The organism is Streptomyces sp. NPDC059080 (genome assembly GCF_042739975.1).
Taxonomy (GTDB): domain Bacteria; phylum Actinomycetota; class Actinomycetes; order Streptomycetales; family Streptomycetaceae; genus Streptomyces; species Streptomyces benahoarensis.
Genome location: NZ_JBHYGX010000014.1, coordinates 99,240 through 119,205, shown reverse-complemented (window position 1 = coordinate 119,205; position 19,966 = coordinate 99,240). Strand labels below are relative to the sequence as shown.

15 protein-coding genes are annotated in these 19,966 nt (G+C 74.2%); 9 read left to right on the top strand and 6 right to left on the bottom strand.

Annotated elements, in window-relative coordinates; translation table 11 throughout:
• Window positions 1–112: 112 nt before the first annotated feature.
• Window positions 113–1,069 carry a methylmalonyl Co-A mutase-associated GTPase MeaB gene (gene meaB / locus ACFWWQ_RS14540; RefSeq protein WP_384595452.1) on the bottom strand — a complete coding sequence of 319 codons (957 nt, stop codon included), beginning with the start codon at window positions 1,067–1,069 and terminating at the stop codon, window positions 113–115.
• A gap of 71 nt (window positions 1,070–1,140) precedes the next feature.
• On the bottom strand, window positions 1,141–2,352 hold the full coding sequence (locus ACFWWQ_RS14535; RefSeq protein ID WP_384595449.1) for an acetyl-CoA C-acetyltransferase: 1,212 nt from the start codon (window positions 2,350–2,352) through the stop codon (window positions 1,141–1,143).
• 137 nt (window positions 2,353–2,489) lie between these two features.
• On the opposite strand from ACFWWQ_RS14535, the gene mce reads away from it, so the two are divergent.
• The 7 genes from mce (at window position 2,490) to ACFWWQ_RS14500 (ending at window position 13,323) form a co-directional block, all read left to right on the top strand.
• Entirely contained in the window at window positions 2,490–2,930 is a 441-nt protein-coding gene (mce, locus tag ACFWWQ_RS14530; protein ID WP_384595446.1) for a methylmalonyl-CoA epimerase, read from the top strand.
• A 238-nt stretch (window positions 2,931–3,168) separates the two neighbouring features.
• A complete protein-coding gene (gene scy, locus ACFWWQ_RS14525) occupies window positions 3,169–7,527 on the top strand; it encodes a polarized growth protein Scy (protein WP_384595443.1) in 4,359 nt (1,452 codons plus the stop codon).
• Window positions 7,528–7,641: 114 nt separating this feature from the next.
• Window positions 7,642–8,577 carry a cellulose-binding protein gene (locus ACFWWQ_RS14520; protein WP_384595440.1) on the top strand — a complete coding sequence of 312 codons (936 nt, stop codon included), beginning with the start codon at window positions 7,642–7,644 and terminating at the stop codon, window positions 8,575–8,577.
• Between the two features lie 146 nt (window positions 8,578–8,723).
• Entirely contained in the window at window positions 8,724–9,728 is a 1,005-nt protein-coding gene (locus ACFWWQ_RS14515; RefSeq protein WP_384595437.1) for an ABC transporter ATP-binding protein, read from the top strand.
• A gap of 2 nt (window positions 9,729–9,730) precedes the next feature.
• Window positions 9,731–10,501 carry an ABC transporter permease gene (locus ACFWWQ_RS14510; RefSeq protein WP_384595538.1) on the top strand — a complete coding sequence of 257 codons (771 nt, stop codon included), beginning with the start codon at window positions 9,731–9,733 and terminating at the stop codon, window positions 10,499–10,501.
• A gap of 174 nt (window positions 10,502–10,675) precedes the next feature.
• Window positions 10,676–11,920, top strand: a complete 1,245-nt coding sequence (locus ACFWWQ_RS14505; RefSeq protein ID WP_384595434.1) for an ATP-binding cassette domain-containing protein — start codon at window positions 10,676–10,678, stop codon at window positions 11,918–11,920.
• Between the two features lie 431 nt (window positions 11,921–12,351).
• A complete protein-coding gene (locus tag ACFWWQ_RS14500) occupies window positions 12,352–13,323 on the top strand; it encodes an ABC transporter permease (RefSeq protein ID WP_384595535.1) in 972 nt (323 codons plus the stop codon).
• 244 nt (window positions 13,324–13,567) lie between these two features.
• On the opposite strand, the gene ACFWWQ_RS14495 is transcribed toward ACFWWQ_RS14500, so the two are convergent.
• On the bottom strand, window positions 13,568–13,885 hold the full coding sequence (locus ACFWWQ_RS14495) for an ATP/GTP-binding protein (protein ID WP_384595431.1): 318 nt from the start codon (window positions 13,883–13,885) through the stop codon (window positions 13,568–13,570).
• Window positions 13,886–14,075: 190 nt separating this feature from the next.
• Here ACFWWQ_RS14495 and ACFWWQ_RS14490 point away from each other — a divergent pair, with 190 nt between their 5' ends.
• Window positions 14,076–15,125 carry an LLM class flavin-dependent oxidoreductase gene (locus tag ACFWWQ_RS14490; RefSeq protein WP_384595428.1) on the top strand — a complete coding sequence of 350 codons (1,050 nt, stop codon included), beginning with the start codon at window positions 14,076–14,078 and terminating at the stop codon, window positions 15,123–15,125.
• A gap of 150 nt (window positions 15,126–15,275) precedes the next feature.
• Here ACFWWQ_RS14490 and ACFWWQ_RS14485 read toward each other — a convergent pair whose 3' ends face one another.
• Window positions 15,276–15,668 (bottom strand): SCO5389 family protein, encoded by a 393-nt coding sequence (locus tag ACFWWQ_RS14485; RefSeq protein ID WP_384595425.1) that lies wholly within the window; start codon window positions 15,666–15,668, stop codon window positions 15,276–15,278.
• 249 nt (window positions 15,669–15,917) lie between these two features.
• On the opposite strand from ACFWWQ_RS14485, the gene nucS reads away from it, so the two are divergent.
• Window positions 15,918–16,580 (top strand): endonuclease NucS, encoded by a 663-nt coding sequence (gene nucS, locus ACFWWQ_RS14480; protein ID WP_384595422.1) that lies wholly within the window; start codon window positions 15,918–15,920, stop codon window positions 16,578–16,580.
• Between the two features lie 121 nt (window positions 16,581–16,701).
• Here nucS and ACFWWQ_RS14475 read toward each other — a convergent pair whose 3' ends face one another.
• Both ACFWWQ_RS14475 and ACFWWQ_RS14470 read right to left on the bottom strand, forming a co-directional pair.
• Window positions 16,702–19,152: an ATP-binding protein gene (locus ACFWWQ_RS14475; RefSeq protein ID WP_384595419.1), complete on the bottom strand. Its 2,451-nt coding sequence runs from the start codon at window positions 19,150–19,152 to the stop codon at window positions 16,702–16,704.
• A 304-nt stretch (window positions 19,153–19,456) separates the two neighbouring features.
• A complete protein-coding gene (locus tag ACFWWQ_RS14470) occupies window positions 19,457–19,780 on the bottom strand; it encodes an STAS domain-containing protein (RefSeq protein ID WP_143940235.1) in 324 nt (107 codons plus the stop codon).
• Window positions 19,781–19,966: the final 186 nt, after the last annotated feature.

Here is a 19,966-nt window from a genome sequence, read left to right as displayed (position 1 = left end):
GCCCGGCCCCGTAGCGCCCGGGTGGCCCGGCGGCCCCGTCACGTGCATGCGGCCCCGGGGGCCCCCCCCGCCCGGGCCCCCGGCCCCCGGGGCCGCAGCCGTACAGCCCGCGTCAGCTCCCGGTGATCCCCTCGACCAGCTCGTCCGCCGCCCGGTACGGATCGCAGTCGCCCGCGACGATGCGGTCCGCGAGGGCCTCCAGGCGCCGGTCGCCGTGCAGGTCGCCGATCCGTTCGCGCAGCGTCGTGACCGCGATGGTCTCGACCTCCTGGGCGGCGCGGGCGTGGCGGCGGCGGGCCAGGACGCCGTGCTCCTCCATCCACGCCCGGTGCTTCTCCAGCGCCTCGACGACCTCGTCGACGCCCTCCGCGCGCGCCGCGACGGTCTTCACGATCGGCGGCCGCCAGTCCCCGGCGGCCCGCGCGGCGCCCAGCCCGAGCATGTGGTTCAGCTCCCGGGCGGTGGCGTCCGCGCCGTCCCGGTCGGCCTTGTTGACCACGTAGACGTCGCCGATCTCCAGGATTCCGGCCTTCGCCGCCTGGATGCCGTCGCCCATGCCCGGCGCCAGCAGCACCACGCTGGTGTCGGCCTGGGAGGCGATCTCCACCTCGGACTGCCCGACGCCGACCGTCTCGACGAGGATCACCTCGCACCCGGCCGCGTCCAGCACCCGGATCGCCTGCGGCGCCGCCCAGGCGAGGCCGCCCAGATGGCCCCGGGTGGCCATCGACCGGATGTAGACACCGGGGTCGGAGGCGTGGTCGCTCATCCGGATCCGGTCACCGAGCAGCGCCCCGCCGGAGAACGGCGAGGACGGGTCGACCGCCAGCACCCCGACCCGCTTCCCCGCCTTGCGGTACGCGGTGACCAACGCCGAGGTGGTGGTGGACTTCCCGACGCCGGGCGAGCCGGTCAGCCCGACGACATAGGCGTTGCCGGTCAGCGGGGCCAGCGCCGCCATCACCTCCCGCAGATGCGGGGAGGCGCCCTCCACCAGGGAGATCAGCCGGGCCACCGCCCGGGGCCGGCCCTGCCGTGCCTGCTCCACCAGCTGCGGAACGTCCACCATCGCTGCTCGGCTCCTTCGGCTTCCAGTGATTCGTAGGAACGGTGCGGTTCACCGGCGCGGGCCGGTGGTGCTCACTTCCCCGGGACGCGGAGGATCAGCGCGTCGCCCTGGCCGCCGCCGCCGCACAGGGCGGCCGCGCCGGTGCCGCCGCCGCGCCGCTTCAGCTCCAGCGCGAGGTGGAGGACGAGGCGGGCGCCGGACATGCCGATGGGGTGGCCGAGCGCGATGGCGCCGCCGTTCACGTTCACCTTTTCGTGGGACACCCCGAGGTCCTTCACGGACTGCACGGCGACCGCGGCGAACGCCTCGTTGATCTCGATCAGATCAAGATCCTCGGCGGTCAGGCCCTCCTTACCGAGGGCGTGGAGGATGGCGTGGGACGGCTGCGACTGGAGGGAGTTGTCGGGGCCAGCAACATTGCCGTGCGCGCCGATCTCGGCGATCCATTCCAGGCCCAGCTCCTCGGCCTTGGCCTTGCTCATCACCACGACCGCGGCGGCGCCGTCGGAGATCTGCGAGGCGGAGCCCGCGGTGATCGTGCCGTCCTTGGCGAAGGCCGGGCGAAGCTTGCCGAGCGATTCGGCGGTGGTCTCCGGGCGGATGCCCTCGTCCTGGCTGAAAACGACCGGCTCGCCCTTACGCTGCGGGATCTCCACCGGCGTGATCTCCGCCTCGAAGATCCCGTTCTTCTGCGCGGCGGCGGCGAGCTGGTGGGAGCGGGCGGCGAAGGCGTCCTGCTCGGGGCGGGCGATACCGAGGCGGGTGTTGTGCTTCTCGGTCGACTCCCCCATCGCGATGTTCTCGAACGCGTCGGTGAGGCCGTCGTGCGCCATCGCGTCGAGCATCTGCACGGCGCCGTACTTGTAGCCCTCGCGGGACTTCGGCAGCAGATGCGGGGCGTTGGTCATCGACTCCTGCCCCCCGGCGACGATCACGTCGAACTCCCCGGCGCGGATCAGCTGATCGGCCAGGGCCACGGCGTCCAGGCCCGAGAGGCAGACCTTGTTGACGGTCAGCGCCGGGACGTTCATCGGGATACCGGCCTTGACGGCGGCCTGGCGGGCGGGGATCTGGCCCGCGCCGGCCTGGAGCACCTGGCCCATGATCACGTACTGCACCTGGTCGCCGCCGATGCCCGCGCGGTCCAGCGCCGCCTTGATGGCCACCCCGCCGAGGTCGGCGCCGGAGAAGGAGCGCAGGGAGCCGAGGAGACGCCCCATGGGGGTGCGCGCCCCCGCCACGATCACGGAGGTGGTGCCGTTGGTTCCGTTCGTTGCAGACATGCGGTGCGGCCTTCCTTTGCAGGGAAGTTAACGAGGGTTCCCGTCAATGTACTGAGGGGTACGCGCCGGGTCACCGGCAAGTGGGTGTGACGGCGCGCACGTTGCGTAACCGGCCGTGCGAGCGGTGCACTGGAGCCATGCTGACGCGAATCGACCACATCGGGATCGCCTGTTTCGACCTGGACAGGACCGTCGAGTTCTACCGTGCCACGTACGGCTTCGAGGTGTTCCACTCCGAGATCAACGAGGAGCAGGGCGTCCGCGAGGCGATGCTCAGGATCAACGAGACCTCGGACGGCGGCGCCTCCTACCTCCAGCTGCTGGAGCCCACCCGCGAGGACTCCGCGGTCGGCAAGTGGCTCGCCAAGAACGGCGAGGGCGTGCACCACATCGCCTTCGGCACCGCCGACGTCGACTCCGACGCCGCGGACATCCGCGACAAGGGCGTCCGGGTCCTCTACGACGAGCCCCGGACCGGCTCCATGGGGTCACGGATCACGTTCCTGCACCCCAAGGACTGCCACGGCGTGCTGACCGAACTGGTCACGGCGGCGCCCTCCGCCCCGGCCGGCCACTGACCGATGTCCTCCCCGGCCGGTAGAGTGCTGCTTCGGCCGGGGTACGAGGTGCTCACGCACGGTGCGAGCGCTTCCTGGGGATGGGGCTCGGTCCATACTCCGCCGATGATCTGACACCATTTCTTCGGAAGGGTCGGCTCCGGAGGCGCAGCCTCGTACGACGTGACGTGTACGGGTCGAGCGTCCGCAGCACCGGGGACGGCCACCACCATGACCATGGGACGGATGGGACCGCGCAGTGCGGGGCAACGAGCGCCAGGAGCGTCAGCGGGCTGAGGCCGATCACCTCTCGCAGTTCGAGGCCGAGATGGAACGGCTGAAGACCGAGCGGGACAAGGCCGTCCAGCACGCCGACGACCTCGGCTATCAGGTCGAGGTGCTGCGCGCCAAGCTGCACGAGGCGCGCCGCACGATCGCGAGCCGGCCCGCTTACGACAACGTCAGTCATCAGGCCGAACAGCTGCTGCGCAACGCCCAGATGCAGGCGGAGCAGTTGCGCGCCGACTCCGAGCGGGAGCTGCGCGAGGCCCGGGCGCAGACCCAGCGGCTACTCCAGGAGCAGTCCGAGCGGCAGGCCCGGATGGAGTCCGAGCTGCACGCCGAGGCGGTCGAGCGCCGCCAGCGGCTCGACGAGGAGCTGAACGAACGCCGTCAGACCGTCGAGTCGCACGTCAACGAAAACGTCGCCTGGGCCGAGCAGTTGCGCGCCCGTACGGAGTCCCAGGCCCGCCGTCTGATGGACGAGTCGCGGGCCGAGGCCGAGCAGGCGCTGTCGGCCGCGCGGTCCGAGGCGCAGCGGCTGGCCGAGCGGGCCCGGGAGCGGCTGGGCACCGAGGCGGAGGAGGCCCGCGCCGAAGCGGAATCCATCCTGCGCCGGGCGCGGGCCGACGCCGAGCGGCTGCTGAGCGTCGCCTCCACCCAGGCCCAGGAGGCCACCGACCAGGCGGAGCAGCTGCGTTCGAGCGTGGGCAGCGAGTCGGAGGAGGCGCGCCGCGCGGCCGCCGAGCTGACCCGTACCGCCGAGACGCGGCTGAAGGAAGCCGACACGGCGCTGCGCGAGGCGCGCGCCGAGGCCGAGAAGCTGGTCGAGGAGGCGCAGCAGAACGCCACCAAGCGCCTGTCGGCCACCGAGTCGGAGAACGAGCAGCGCACCCGTACGGCCAAGGCGGAGATCGCCCGGCTGGTCGGCGAGGCCACCAAGGAGGCCGAGGCGCTGCGGGCCGAGGCCGAGCAGCTGCGGGCGGACGCCGCGGCGGAGGCCGAGCGGCTGGTCGACGAGGCCCGCGAGGAGGCCCGGGGCAAGGCGGCGGAGGACTCCGCGGCGCAGCTGGCGAAGGCCGCGCGGACCGCCGAGGAGGTGCTGACCAAGGCGTCCGAGGACGCCAAGGCCACCACGAAGGCAGCGGCCGAGGAGGCCGAACGGCTGCGCACCGAGGCCGAGTCGGAGGCCGACCGGCTGCGCGAGGAGGCGCACGACACCGCCGAGCAGCTCAAGGGCGCGGCGAAGGACGACACCAAGGAGTACCGCGCCAAGACCGCCGAACTCCAGGAGGAGGCGCGGCGGCTGCGCGGCGAGGCGGAGCAACTGCGCGCCGACGCCGTCGCGGAGGGCGAGCGGATCCGCGGCGAGGCGCGCCGCGAGGCGGTCCAGCAGATCGAGGAGGCGGCCGGGTCCGCCGAGGAGCTGCTGACCAAGGCGAAGGCGGACGCCGAGGAGACCCGTACCAAGGCCGGTGCGGAGAGCGAGCGGGTCCGCACCGAGGCCATCGAGCGGGCCACCGCGCTGCGCCGCCAGGCCGAGCAGGCGCTGGAGCGGGCCCGTACCGAGGCCGAGGAGCTGCGCTCCGAAGGCGCGCAGGCCGCGGAGCTGGTCGCGTCGGAGGCGGAGGAGTCCGCGACGCGGCTGCGCGAGGAGACCGAGACGGCCGTCGCGGAGCGCCGCGAGGAGGCGCAGGCCGAGCTGGACCGGCTCACGGCGGACGCCGAGGAGAAGGTCGCGTCGGCCGAGGAGGCGCTGCGCGAGGCGCGCGCCGAGGCGGAGCGGCTGCGCCGCGAGACCCAGGAGGAGGCGGCCCGGCTCACGGCGGAGGCCGCCGAACGGCGCCGTACGCTCCAGCAGCAGGCCGAGGAGGAGGCCGAGCGGCTGCGGACCGAGGCCGCGCAGGACGCGTCGGCGGCCCGTACGGAGGGCGAGTCGGCCGCCGGGCGGCTGCGGACCGAGGCGGCGGCCGAGGCGGAGCGGCTCACGGGCCGGGCGCGGGAGAGCGCCGACCGGGTGCGGGCGGAGGCCGAGGCGGCCGCCGAGCGGGCCGGTAACGAAGCGGCCGAGGCGCTGTCCGCGGCGCAGGAGGAGGCCGCGCGGCGCCGCCGGGAGGCCGAGCAGCTGCTGGGCGAGGCCCGCGAGGAGGCCCACCAGGAGCGCACCTCGGCGCGGGAGCAGAGCGAGGAGCTGCTGACGTCGGCGCGTACCCGCGTCAGCGAGGCGCAGGCCGAGGCGGAGCGCCTGGTCGGGGAGGCCGAGCAGCACTCCGAGGAGCTGGTGACGACCGCCGAGACCGCCGCGCAGGAGGTGCGGGACGCGGTCTCCGGGCTGCACGGGCAGGCCGAGGAGGAGATCGCCGGGCTGCGGTCGGCGGCCGAGCAGGCGGCGGAGCGGACGCGGACGGAGGCCGGCGAGGAGGCCGAGCGGGTCCGCGCGGACGCCTACGCCGAGCGCGAGCGGGCATCCGAGGACGCGACGCGGGTCCGGCAGCAGGCGCAGGAGTCGTCCCGGGCCGCGCAGGAGCTGGCGGAGCGGACGGTCACGGAGGCCATCGAGGAGTCCGAGCGGCTGCGCACCGAGACCGCCGAGAAGGCCGAACGGCTGCGCACCGAGACCGCCGAGAAGGCCGAACGGCTGCGCGCCGAGGCCGCGGAGGTCCTCGACGAGGCGCGCCGGGACGCGGGCACGGCCCGTACGGAGGCCGCAGAGCAGGCGGACCGGCTGGTCACCGAGGCGACCGCGCAGGCCGAGAAGCTGGTCGGGGACGCCACCGCGCAGGCCGGGAAGCTGGTCGCGGACGCCACCGCCAAGGCGCAGCAGCTGCGGACCGACGCGTCGGACGCGCTGGCCGCCGGTGAGCAGGACGCGGCGCGGGCCCGTGCGGAGGCGCGGGGCGACGCCAACCGCATCCGGTCGGAGGCCGCGGAGCAGGCCGACCGGCTGGTCACCGAGGCCCGCGCGGAAGCCGAACGGATCGTCAACGAGGCAACGGAGCTGACCGCTTCGGCACAGGAGGACGCCGACCGTACGGTCAAGGAGGCCCAGGAGGCCGCCGAGCGGATCCGCGCCGAGGGCGAGGAGCAGGCGCGGGCGCGGCTGGCCGAGGCGACCGCGGAGGCGGAGCGGCTTCGGGAGGAGGCCGAGCAGGCGCTGGAGCAGGCGCGGACGGAGGCGGAGCGCACCGGCGACGAGGCGCGTAAGGCCGCCAACAAGACCCGTTCGGACGCCGCGGTCCAGGCCGACGAGCTGCTGAAGGAGGCGGGTACCGAGGCCGAGAAGCTGCGGACGGAGGCGGCCGCGACCGGCGCGCGGGCCGAGCGGGACGCCGACCGTACGCGGGCGGACGCCCGGGAGCAGGCCGACCGCATGGTGGCCACCGCGACCGCCGAATCGGACCGGCTGCGCACCGAGGCCGCCGAGACGGTCACCTCGGCGCAGGAGCACGCCACCCGTACCCGCAGCGAATCGGCCAAGGTCAAGGAGGACGCCGAGGCCGAGGCGGAGCGGCTGCGAGCCGAGGCGCAGGAGGCGGCCGACCAGCTGCGGGACGAGACGCGCAAGGACGCCGCCAAGCGCCGCGCGGACGCCGCCGAGCAGGCCGATCAGCTGGTCGCGAAGGCCCAGGAGGAGGCCGTGCGGGCGGCCGCCGCGGCCGAGGAGCAGGCCGACACGATGGTCGGCGCGGCCCGCAAGGAGGCCAACCGGATCGTCCAGGAGGCGACGACGGAGGGCAACGCGCGGGTGGAGAAGGCCCGTACGGACGCCGATACGCTGCTGAGCGAGGCGCGCGGGGACGCGACGGCCATAAGGGAGCGCACCGAGGAGCTGCGGACCCGCGTCGAGTCCGAGGTCGAGGAGTTGCACGACCGGGCGCGCCGGGAGTCGTCGGAGACGATGAAGAACGCCGGTGAGCGGGTCGACAAGCTCATCGCGCAGGCGACGCAGCAGCAGACGGAGGCCGAGGAGAAGGCCGAGAAGCTGGTGTCGGACGCGAACAGCGAGGCCAGCCGGGTCCGGATCGCGGCGGTGAAGAAGGCCGAAGGGCTCATCAAGGAGGCCGAGAACAAGCGGGCCGAGGCGGTGCGCAACGCGGAGCGGATGCACACCGAGGCCGAGGCCGAGGCCGCCCGGATCATCGAGGAGGGCCGTCGGGAGCTGGACGTCCTGTCGCGTCGCCGCAAGGACATCAACACCGAGATCTCGCGGGTGCAGGATGTGTTGGAGGCCCTGGAGTCGTTCGAGACGCCGGGTGCCGGGGACGGTAAGGCCGGGGGCGGCAAGGCCGCCGCAGGGGCATCGTCAACTCGTTCGAGTGGCAAGCAGTCTGAAGGGTAGCCACTCAAATGAGGGGTCATTCTCCTCTTCAAACGGACATGGGCTCGATGACACGCCGGTCGGGCCCCTAGGATTCTCCTTATCACCTCACCGGTCTCTTTCGACAGGAACCCCATGAGCGACACTTCCTCCCCCTTCGGCTTCGAGCTCGTGCGGCGTGGGTACGACCGCGGTCAGGTGGATGACCGCATTACAAAGCTTGTCGCGGACCGCGACAGCGCGCTGGCCCGTATCACCTCGCTGGAAAAGCGGATCGAGGAGCTACACCTCGAAACGCAGAACGCCCAGGCCCAGGTCACCGACGTCGAGCCGTCGTACGCGGGGCTCGGGGCCCGCGTCGAGAAGATCCTCCGTCTCGCCGAGGAGGAGGCCCAGGAGCTGCGCGAGGACGCCCGTCGCGCCGCCGAGCAGCACCGCGAGCTGGCCGAGTCGGCCGCCCAGCAGGTCCGTAACGACGCCGAGCAGTTCGCCGTCGAGCGCAAGTCGAAGGCCGAGGACGAGGGTTCGCGGATCGTCGAGAACGCCAAGAGCGACGCGTCCACGCTCCGTTCCGAGGCCCAGAAGGACGCGCAGTCCAAGCGGGAGGAGGCGGACTCCCTCTTCGAGGAGACCCGCGCCAAGGCCGCCCAGGCCGCCGCGGACTTCGAGACCAACCTCGCCAAGCGCCGCGAGCAGTCCGAGCGCGACCTCGCCTCGCGTCAGGCCAAGGCCGAGAAGCGCCTCGCGGAGATCGAGCACCGCGCCGAGCAGCTGCGGCTGGAGGCCGAGAAGCTGCGGACGGACGCGGAGCGCCGGGCCCGTCAGACGGTGGAGACCGCGCAGCGCCAGGCCGAGGACATCGTGGCCGACGCCAACCAGAAGGCCGACCGCGTCCGCAGCGAGTCCGAGCGCGAGCTGGCGGCGCTCACCAACCGCCGCGACTCGATCAACGCCCAGCTCACCAACGTCCGCGAGATGCTGGCGACGCTGACCGGCGCGGCCGTCGCCGCCGCCGGCGTCCCGGACGACGAGACCACCTCCCGCGGCATCCCGGCCCAGCAGTCCCGCTGACGCCCGACGCCCTTCCGGCCCGTACGAGCGCCCCCGTTCCGCCTGTACCAACGGCATCCCGCCTGTCAGGCGGTACGGGGGCGCTCGGCCGTCCGGGCGGCGGCCGTCCGGTGGCGGGGGTTTCCGGGCGGCCTTAGCGTGCTTACATGATCGAGCTGGACGGGCTGACCAAGCACTACGGTGACAAGGTCGCGGTGGACCGCCTCACCTTCACGGTGCGGCCGGGCATCGTCACCGGTTTCCTCGGCCCGAACGGCGCGGGCAAGTCGACCACCATGCGCATGATGCTGGATCTGGACAATCCGACGTCCGGTTCGGTGCGGATCGACGGGGAGCACTACCGGCGGCTGACGGATCCGCTGCGGTCGATCGGGGCACTGCTGGACGCCAAGGCGGTGCACGGCGGGCGCAGCGCGCGGGCGCATCTGCTGTGTCTGGCGCAGAGCAACGGCATCCCGCGGCGCCGGGTCGGCGAGGTGCTGGACACCGTCGGCCTCACCTCCGTCGCGAGGAAGCGGTCCAAGGGCTTCTCGCTCGGGATGGGGCAACGGCTGGGGATCGCGGCGGCGTTGCTGGGGGATCCGCGGGTGCTCCTCTTCGACGAGCCGGTCAACGGCCTCGACCCGGAGGGCATCCACTGGATCCGCAACCTCATGAAGAACCTCGCCGCCCAGGGCCGCACGGTCTTCGTCTCCTCGCATCTGATGAGCGAAATGGCGCTGACCGCGGACCACTTGGTGGTGATCGGGCGCGGGCGGCTGCTGGCGGACACGTCGATGGCGGAGTTCATCCGCGGCAACTCGCGTGCGTACGTGCGGCTGCGGTCGCCGGAGCCGGAGCGGCTGCGGGATGTGCTGCACGCCGAGCGGATCATGGCGGTCGAGGCGGCCGGCGGCGCCCTGGAGGTCGACGGGGAGCCGTCGGAGCGGCTGGGGGAACTGGCGGCCCGTCACGGCCTGGTGCTGCATGAGCTGAGTCCGCAGCAGGCGTCGTTGGAGGAGGCGTTCATGCGGCTGACGGCGGAGTCGGTGGAGTACCACGCGCACGACGGGAAGCCGGGGCGGGCCGAGGGGCCGGTGCCGTCGGCGCCGCCCGGCGTGGCGGCCGCACCCGGCGGCTGGGGCAGCGACTGGCGGAAGAAGGGGAGATGACGATGGCGGCGGTCGGGCAGGTGCTGCGCTCGGAGTGGACGAAGATCCGCTCGGTGCGGTCGACGGTGTGGACACTGGGCATCGCGGTGGTCGTCACCGTCGCGCTGGGCGTGCTGATCTGCGCGCTGGCGGCGAACGACTTCCGCACCATGCCGGTGCGCGACCGGCTGACCTTCGACGCCACCAACGTCAGCTTCGCCGGGATGGGCCTCGGCCAACTGGCGATGATCGTGTTCGGCGTGCTGGTGGTCTCCAACGAGTACAGCACCGGCATGATCCGCAGCTCGCTGGCGGCCGTACCGCAGCGGGGCACCTTCCTGTTCTGCAAGCTGACGGTGGCGACCGCGCTGGTCTTCGTCGTCGGCCTGGCCACCGGCTTCCTCGCGTTCTTCGCGGGGCAGGCGATGCTCGGCGACCACCGGGCGCACCTCGGCGATCCCGGGGTGCTGCGCGCGGTGTTCGGCGGCGGGCTGTACATGACGATGATCGCGCTGTTCTCGATGGCGGTGGCCACGATGCTGCGCAGCCCGATGCTGTCGCTGGGCATCCTGATGCCGTTCTTCTTCCTCGTCTCCAACATCCTCGGCAATGTCTCCGCGACCCGGAAGATCGGCCGGTATCTGCCCGACCAGGCGGGTCAGAAGGTGATGCAGGTGGTCCCCCGCTCCACCGATGTGCCGTACGGACCGTGGGGCGGCTTCGGGATCATGGCGGCGTGGACGGCGGCGGCGCTGGTCTGCGGCTACGTTCTGCTGAAGCGGCGCGACGCCTGAGCGGGGCGTACGGGGGCGGGAGCGCGGGGAGCGGGGAGCGCGGGGCGGGTGCGGGCCGTGGGTGCGGCCGGGCGCGCCCCGTTTTGGCGAGAACCGTCAAGGGACGGATAGCCTCCTAATCCTCACGGGGGCACGAGGGCGCCTCTGCCCCGACCATCTCGCGAGGGGCGGAGAATGATCGAGGCAGTCGGCCTGACGAAGCGCTACGGCGCCAAGACGGCCGTGCACAACCTGTCGTTCCAGGTGCGGCCGGGCACCGTCACGGGCTTCCTGGGGCCGAACGGTTCCGGCAAGTCCACGACGATGCGCATGATCCTGGGCCTGGACGCCCCGACGTCGGGCCACGCCACCATCGGCGGCCGTCCGTTCCGCCAGCTCCCCAACGCCCCGCGGCAGGTGGGCGCGCTGCTGGACGCCAAGGCGGTGCACGGCGGGCGCAGCGCGCGGGCGCATCTGCTGTCGCTGGCGCAGCTGTCGGGCATTCCGGCCCGCCGGGTCGACGAGGTGCTCGGCGTGGTCGGTCTCCAGGACGTCGCGGGGCGCCGCTCCAAGGGCTTCTCCCTCGGCATGGGGCAGCGGCTGGGCATCGCCGCCGCGCTGCTGGGTGATCCGCAGGTGCTCCTCTTCGACGAGCCGGTCAACGGCCTCGACCCGGAGGGCATCCTGTGGGTGCGCAACCTGATGAAGCAGCTGGCGGCGGAGGGCCGTACGGTCTTCGTCTCGTCGCACCTGATGAGCGAGATGGCGCTGACCGCCGAGCATCTGATCGTGATCGGCCGGGGCCAGCTGATGGCGGACATGCCGGTCAAGGACTTCATCTCGGCCAACTCCGCCGACTTCGCCCGGGTCCGTACGCCCGGCACCGAGCCGGGGCAGCGCGAGAAGCTGACCGCGGCGCTCGGTGCGGCCGGTGCCCAGGTCGCGCCCGAGCAGGACGGCGCGCTGCGGGTGACGGGACTGCCGCTGCCCCGCATCAGCGATCTCGCCCATGAGGCGGGCGTCCGGCTCTGGGAGCTGTCGCCGCATCAGGCGTCCCTGGAAGAGGCGTACATGCGCCTGACCCAGGGCGCGGTGGACTACCGCTCGGCCTCCGACGCGCGCGCCGGACTCCAGCAGGTACCCGCCGGGCACCCGCAGCAGCTCGGCGCCCCGCACGGCTTCCCGCCCGCCCAGGGCGGCCCGGTGCCCCAGGGCCCGGTGCCCGGCGCGCAGCCGAACCCGTACGCCCCCCAGGGCCCGTACGCGCCGCAGGCCGCCCCGGGCCAGGGGTACCCGCCGCCCGCACAGGGAGGTCCGGTGCCGCAGGGTCCGGTGCCCGGCGCACAGCCGAACCCGTACGCCCCGCAGCCGCCCGCGGCCCCGATGCCGCCGGCCGCTCCCGCCGACCCGACCGCGCCGCACCACGAGGAAGCCCGATGACCAGCCCTCAGCAGCCGCAGCCCGAGCGCGGCCCGAACGACGACGCCGCGGCGCAGGGACAGCCCGCGAGCCAGGGCCGGCCGCCCGCCGCCCCGGCGCAACCCGCTGCCCCGGGCCGGCCGCCCGAGGCCCCGCCGCAGGACCCGGCCGCCTCGCAGCCCTCGCCCGCCCCGCAGGGCGCGGCTCCGGCCCAGCCCGGTACGGCCCCGGCCCATCCCACCGGCGCCGCCCAGCCCGCACCCGCCGCCCCCCAAGGCCAGCAGCCCGCCCGGGAGCACGGCACCGTCGTGCTCGGCTCCGTGCCGCAGCCGCCCGCCCGTGAGGCGGGGACGATGATGCTCAGGGCCCAGCAGCTCCCCGCCCACCAGGGCGACGGCCCGCCGCCGCAGCCGCTGGCGGCCGGCGGCAGCCTGGCCAAGGAGCCCGGCACGATGATGCTGAAGGCCCCGGCCGCCCCGCCCGGTCAGCCGGGCCCCGCTGCGTACGTCCCGCAGGCGGGCGCCCCGCAGGCCCCGCAGCCGCCCGCCCAGGGGTTCGCCGCCCCGGGGCAGCAGCCCGGCCCCGCGTTCCACCAGGGGCAGCCGCATCCCGGCGTGCCCCAGGGTGCGCCCGCCGGGTACACCTCGCCGATCCCGGTGCGCTCCACCCACCTCGGGCATGCGCTCGCCTCCGAGTGGACCAAGATCCGTTCGGTCCGCTCGACGCTGTGGACGCTGGGTGCGCTCTTCGTCCTGATCTTCGGCATCGGCACGCTGACCGCCCTCGCACTGGGCACGCAGCGGTACGTCGACCCCAAGCTCGGCATGGCGTTCTTCGGCGTCCTGCTCGGCACGCTCTGCATCATCCCGCTGGGCGTCCTGGTCATCTCGTCCGAGTACGGCACGGGCATGATCCGTACGACGATGACCGCCTGCCCCAGCCGCGCCCGGGTGCTCGCCGCCAAGGCCCTCGTCTTCACCGCGCTGGCCTTCGTCATCACGACGATCACCACCACGCTCGTCGCCGTGCTCACCAACGGCATGGTCAGCGGCCCGGACCCGACGTCCGGCGAATGGTTCCGGGTCACTGTCGGCGCCGGTCTGTACGTCTCGGTGCTCGGCCTGCTGGCGCTCGCCGTCGGCTCCCTGCTGCGGCACTCCGCGGGCGCCATCAGCGCCATGCTCGGCCTGGTGCTGCTGCCGATGCTGCTGGCGGTCTTCATGCTCGGCTCGGAGAGCCTGAAGTCGGTGAGCAAGGCCCTGATCGAGTACTCGGTGCCCAACTCGCTGGCGTCGCTGTACGGCAACCCGTTCCTCGGCACGGACACCGGCCCGCAGGGCTGGGAGCCCCTCTGGATCCTGATCGGCGCCACCGCGGTCGTCCTGGGCGCCGCCTTCGCCGCCCAGTCGAAGCGCGACGTGTAGGTCGGCTCCTCCCCGGAGGACACCAGGGCGTGCCCGCCCGTTCCGCCTCGGCGCGGGACCGGCGGGCACGCCCTTCGCCGTTCCCGTACGCCGGGCCGCATGCGCCTCGTACGTCCGGACCGGGCCGCACCTCCGCACCGCGCCTTGGCGCCCCGCGGAAAACCCGGTGACGTCCGACGGCCGCGCTGGGCTGGCTGTGGCGGCTGCGGGAGGCGGCGGACCGGGAAGACGCGCGCCGGGGAAACTAGTACCGCGGCGCGTTCCGCGACCGCTGGAGCCGGGCGCTGCGGCGGTCCCGGGCGTTCCAGCACGCCTTGTGCCAGTGGCGGCGGTCGCCGACGTCGCCGAGCTGCGGCCAGGCGACGACGTGCGGGACGCCCGGCGGGATCTCCTGATCGCAGCCGGGGCAGCGGTAGTGCTTGGCGGCGCCGCCACCGCCGACGTGACGGACGGCCCACTCCTCCCCGCGCCACTCCGCGGTCTGTTCCAGACCGTAGCGGTCCCCCTCTGCGCGTTCGGCGGGCTTCGCACCGCCACGCTGGCGGTTTCGACGCGGAGACACAGGGCACCTCGGGAGATCTGCGGGTTCACGGGCCGTCACCAGCGTACGCGCCGCACAGGCGGTCGCGGCGGGCCCGGTGCGTTCCTGCGATCATCGGCAGAACCGTGCGCCGGACCGTGCCTTTGGCACGTGTCAGCCGTTATTGCCTGAGTGGGGGGAAGCCCCGTCGGCTGCGAGGAGGCAGAGAGCGATGCGCGTTGGGGCTTTCGTCCTGGCCGCTCAATTCCCGGGCCAGGGACAGGGGGAAGCACTGTACAGAGCGGTCCGCTGCGCGGAGGTCGCGGAGCGGTCGGGGCTCGATGACGTATGGCTGGCGGAGCACCACTTCGTGCCGTACGGCGTCTGCCCGTCGGCGGTGACGCTCGCCGCCCTGTTGCTGGGCCGGACGGAACGGATCGGCGTCGGCACCGCGGTCAGCGTGCTGCCGACCCAGCATCCGGTGGCGCTGGGTGAGCAGGCGGCGCTGCTGCACCTCACCTCCGGCGGCCGCTTCACCCTCGGCGTCGGCCGCGGCGGCCCCTGGGTCGATCTGGAGGTCTTCGGCGCCGGTCTCGCCGCGTACGAGCGGGGCTTCCCGGAGTCGCTCGATCTGCTGCTGCGCTGGCTGCGCGAGCCGCGGGTCGGCGCGGCGGGCGAGCGGTACGCGTTCCGGGAGGTGGCGGTGGTGCCGCGCCCCGCGCAGGCGCTGGCGCCGCCCGACGCCCCGGACGCGGAACTGCCGGGCCCCGGCGTGCTGGTGGCGTGCACCTCCCCCGCGTCGGTACGGCTGGCGGCCGCGCGCGGGCTGCCGATGCTGCTGGGCATGCACTGCGCGGACGACGAGAAGGCCGAGATGGTGGCGCTGTGGCGGACCGCGGCGCGGGAGGCCGGGCGGGACGGCGACGAGATCGCGGCCGCCCGCCATGTCTCGGCCGGTGTGGTGCAGATCGCCGACGACCGGCGGGACGCGGTCGAGACGCTGACGAAGGCGATGCCCGGCTGGCTGCGCCAGGGGCTGGGCGCGCATGTCACCGTCGACGGCCGGGCCCGCGCCATGCGGGACCCGGTCGCGTACACGGAGAAGCTGTGCGCGCTGCATCCCGTCGGGACGCCGCGGCAGTGCGCGGACAAGCTGGCGGCGACGGCGGAGCGTACGGGCATCACCACCCATGCGCTGCTCGTCGAGGGCTCGGGTGATCTGGCGGCCACCGAGGAGAACGTCCGCCGCCTCGGCGGGGACGTCACACCGCAGTTGGGGTGACCGGCCGGGCGGCCGTACGCCGGACGGGGCGTACGGTGCCGCGCGGTACGCCGGTGTGTCAGCGGTCCGGTCGGTGCCGCTGCCGCGCGCACCCGTGTGCATGGCGCCGGAAGGGCGCGTGGAAAGGGTGCGCGGCGGCAGCGGAGCCGGTCAGCAGTCGCGGAGTACGGGCGACTGGTTCAGCAACTGGCCACGGAGGGAGGTGAAGCGGGCCAGGCGGTCGTCGACCGCCGGGTCGAGGGGGAAAACCGCGACGCGATGGCAGTTCTGGAAAGCGAGACGGACACCGAAGTGACGTTCCAGCGATCCACGGATCGCATCGCTCGCCAGCGCACGCAGCAACTGACCGCGCGCCTGCTCGTCCGGCGGCGGCGTCAGATTGTCGGCGAACTCCCCGCCGTCCGCCTTCAGCCGGTCCACCAGCGAGCTGATCATTCCCCATGCGTAGGGCAGGGAGGTGCGGACGCAGTCGACAAATGCGGCTTCGTCGACCTCGCCTCGCTCGGCCTGTTCGAGGAGGGCCGGTGAGACGTCGAGCGACATGAGGTTCTCCTCTCGCGGCCCCGCCGGAACGGGGGGCCTCACGGAACGGGATAGGGGGCATCGCGACGGAGCGTGTCTGCCTCACGACCCCCCGCATCAACGGTAGGCCGCGCAAGAGCCCGGCACCAGAAGATTGCACAGACAACCGGCCAAGGGCCGCCGCCGGAGGTGCGGGGGTTTCCCCCGGAAACGTCCGCACCTCCGGGGCGAATCGCGCGGGTGGCCCCCGGTCGAGTAGCGTGACGCCCCATGCGTCTCGTCATCGCCCGCTGCTCCGTGGACTACGCGGGCCGGCTCACCGCCCATCTGCCCTCCGCCCCCCGCCTCATCCTGGTGAAGGCGGACGGTTCGGTCTCCGTCCACGCGGACGACCGCGCCTACAAGCCCCTCAACTGGATGTCGCCGCCGTGCACCCTCAAGGAGGGCGACGGCCAGGTCTGGACGGTGGAGAACAAGGGCGGCGAGAAGCTCGTCATCACCCTTGAGGAGGTCCTGCACGACTCCTCGCACGAACTGGGCGTCGACCCTGGTCTGATCAAGGACGGCGTGGAGGCCCACCTCCAGGAACTGCTCGCCGACCGCATCGAAACCCTCGGCGAGGGCTATTCGCTGATTCGGCGCGAATACCCCACCGCCATCGGCCCGGTGGACATCCTGTGCCGTGATGCCGACGGGCAGACCGTGGCTGTGGAGATCAAGCGGCGTGGCGAGATCGACGGCGTGGAGCAGCTCACCCGCTATCTCGAACTCCTCAACCGCGACCCGCACCTGGCTCCGGTGAAGGGCATCTTCGCCGCCCAGGAGATCAAGCCGCAGGCGCGGGTGCTGGCCACCGACCGCAAGATCGGCTGTGTGGTGCTCGACTACAACGGCCTGCGCGGCATCGAGGACGACAAGCTCCGCCTCTTCTGACCCCGGCCGGCCCTCCGGTCCCGTACGACGGCCCGGTACGCGCCCGGCTGCCCCCAGGGGCGGCCGGATCCGTACCGGGCCGCTGCGCGTTTCCGTACGGGCGCGGGCCTCGGCCCCGGCGTCAGGCCGCCGGGGTGTCCGATCCGGTGCCCGACCCGGTGGCCGTGCGGGCGGCGGTGCCGTGGTTCTGCGGGTCGGAGGCGGACGGGCTCTGGTCGGTCGGCTTGCCGGTGGGGTCGGTCGGCTCCGGTGTCGTCGGCTCGTCCGTCGGGTCGTCGGTGGGCGTCGGCTCCGTCGGCCGGTGTGTGGGCCGGGTCGGGTGGCTCGTCGGCTCGGTGGGGTGGCCGGTGGGCCGGGTCGGGCCGGTCGACGGGTCCGTCGGCGTCGGGGAGCCGGTGGGCGAGGCGGTGGTGGGCGCGTCCGTCGACGGGGACGGGCTCTCCGCCTCCTGCGACGGCGTGGCCGAGGCGGCGGTGGCGGGCGGCGGCGCCTGCGGGGACCAGGTGTCCCCGGGCGTCGTCGGCTCCTCGTCCGGTTCGGTGGGCTGTTCCAGGGTGGTGCGGCCGCCGGGGCGGTTGTCGCCGCCGCCGGAGGTCGCGCCGAGCGTGACGACGGTGCCGAGCACCGCGGCGAGCAGCACGCCCGCGCCCGCCGCGGTGAGATTGCGGCGCGTGGTGGCGGACTTCCGGGCCGCGAGGGCCGGTTGGACGGCGGTCTCGTCGCCCTTCTTCGCGGCGGGCGCGGGGCGGAAGGTGACGACCGGTGTCCCGGCCACCGGCGTCTTCGGGCCGGGGGCGGCACGGCGCGGCCCGGTGGTGGACGACGACGTCGCGGGCGGCACGGCGGCGCCGGGCGCGGGCGGCGGCGGGGAGCCGGTGCCCTCGGCGCTCTGCCGCTCCCGGTCGGCGACGAGGGCGAGGGCGCGGCGGCCGGCCACCGCGCCGCTGCGGTCGGAGAGCACCCCGCGCAGCCCGATGGACGCCTCCAGTTCGGCGCGCGCCCGGTCGAGGCTGTCGCCGCAGAGCGCCAGGACGCCCAACTCGTGGTGGAAATAGGCTTCCTCGGCGACCTCGCCGGCCAGCCGCGCGGACTCCTGGCCGTGGCGCAGAGCGCGTTCCCAGGCGCTCCAGTGCAGCCCGGCGGCGAACGCCGGAGCGGCGGTACGGGCCAGCAGCACGGCGGCGCTGGCGTGGCCGCTCTCCCGGCCCGCGGTGAGCGCGGCCATCGCGGCGAGCACGGCGTCCGCCTCGGCCGCGGCGCGCTCCGGGGTGACCGAGGGGTGCCCGGCCCACCAGGCGTAGTGCTGGGTCGCGGTGTGCGCCCGGGCGGTCGCGCCGTCGGCGTATCCGGCGGCGGCCAGTTGGTCCCGGACAGTGGCGGCGAGCCGGTAGTGGCCGCCCGCCGGGGTGATCAGCCCGCAGCCGAGGAGGTCGCCGAGGGCTGCGTCGGCGTGGGCGTCCTGGGTGAGGGCCGGGAGGTGGGCCTGGTGCGGGAGTTCGCCGCTGAGCGCCACCGCGAAGCGCAGCGTCTCCTGGGCGGCCGGGCCCAGCCGTCCGGCGATCACCGGCGCGGGCGCCGCGGTGTCGGCGGCGGAGGGCAGCGGGGCGTGGGGCTGCCCGGGGACGCCCGCGGAGGCGGGCGCGAAGAGGCCCGGGCCGTCGACGGGGGCGCCGTCGGGCCGGTCGCGCAGCCGCAGCAGCGCCGCCGCCTGGACAAAACGCAGCGGCAGCCCCTCGGACTCGAACCACAACTCGGCGGCCCAGGCGGTCTCCTCGTCGGTCAGCGGCCGCTGCACGGCGCGCTCCAGGAGCCGCAGACCGGCATCGCGGCCGATGCCGCCGAGGAAGACCTCCTCGACGGGGCAGCCGGGGCTGGGCGCCGCGACGTCGGGGGTGGCGGAGAAGAGGAAGGCGCACTCGGGGGTGGCGTCGAGCAGTTCGTCCAGGGCCCGGCCGCCGAACTCCAGGTCGTCGAGGACGACGATCGCGCCGATCCCGGCGAGCAGCCGCGGCAGCTCCTCGCGGTCCGGCCGGTACTGCGGTGCGCGGTGGACGGCGGCGAGGAGCGCGTACAGCAGGTCGGTGGGGGTGCGGTGGTAGCCGGAGAGGCGGACGACGCCGTCGGGGGCGATCCCGGCGCAGGCGGTGGCGACGGCGTCGAGGAGGCGGGTGCGGCCCGCGCCGGACGGCCCGGTGAGCCGTACCGAGCGGCCGCGGGTCAGCAGGCGCACCAGCCGCTCGGTCTCCTCGCCGCGCTCCTCCAACGTGGCGGCGCGGGAGGCGTGGACGGGCGCGCCGGGTGGCACCGGGGGTGCCGCCGCGCGGGCGGCCTCGGCGCGTTCCTCGGCGTCCCGCCGGTCGGGTTCGGCGGGGCGTTCCCCGGGCGGGCAGGGCTCCATCTCGCTGCCGTCGAGGGGGTTGACGGTGACGAGGTAGCGTCCGGCGACGAGGCGGACGGTGCGGACTGGCTCTTCGGGGCCGGTCCGCATCCCGCCGAAGGCCGGTGCGCCGGGTTCGTCGCCGCCCGCCGGGATGCCGCTCTCGTCGGGTCCCCGCCGGGTGTTCGGGTCCATGGTCACAGCCCCCAGATGCCCTTCTGTTCGCTCCGCCCGGCCGCGCGGGCCCGTCCTCGTGGGCCGGGTGCGCGCCGTCGTCGTGTGGTCCGGCCGGCCTCGGCCGCGCGGTGCGGGCGGGGCCGGGGTCAGCCGCCGCGGGTGCCGCGGACGCGGAGGTGACCCTAGCCCCGGGATGGTACGGGCCCGCCGCCGGGGCCCTGACATGTCCGGAACGACCCGTTCCTACGGTATGACCGCGGAATCGACGGACGCGAACGGCCCGGAGCGGCCGCGGAACGCGGCCGACCGGGCCCGCCGGGACTCACACCCGGGGCAGCGTCTCCGCCGCAAGCCCGCCCTCGATGGCGAGAATGCGGTGCAGCCGGGTGGCGACCAGCAGCCGTTGCATCTGGGGCGGCACCCCGCGCAGCACGAGACGGCGGTTGACCCGGCCCGCGCGGCGGTGCGCCCCCATGATCACGCCGAGCCCCGTGGCGTCCCAGGAGTCCAGTTCGGTCAGATCCAGCACGAGATCGCCGCATCCGGAGTCGACGGCGGTGTGCAGGGCCGTACGGGCGTCCGCCGCGCTGCGGACGTCGAGGCGGCCCCCGACGATCAGCTCGGCGTGGTCGCCCTTGATGTGCATATGCGCTCCCCGAATGGTGTGGTGCCGTGCTGGAGGTCTACCGAACTGACTGCCTCTCCGACGGCGAAGTTTCCGCCCGTGAGCGAACCGATACCGAATTCACCCGACGGGGTGACCACTTCGCCGTCCGCGAACTGACATCGCGTCAGCGCCCGTGGGCGTGCCTCCTCCTGAGCCTTCCAGGAT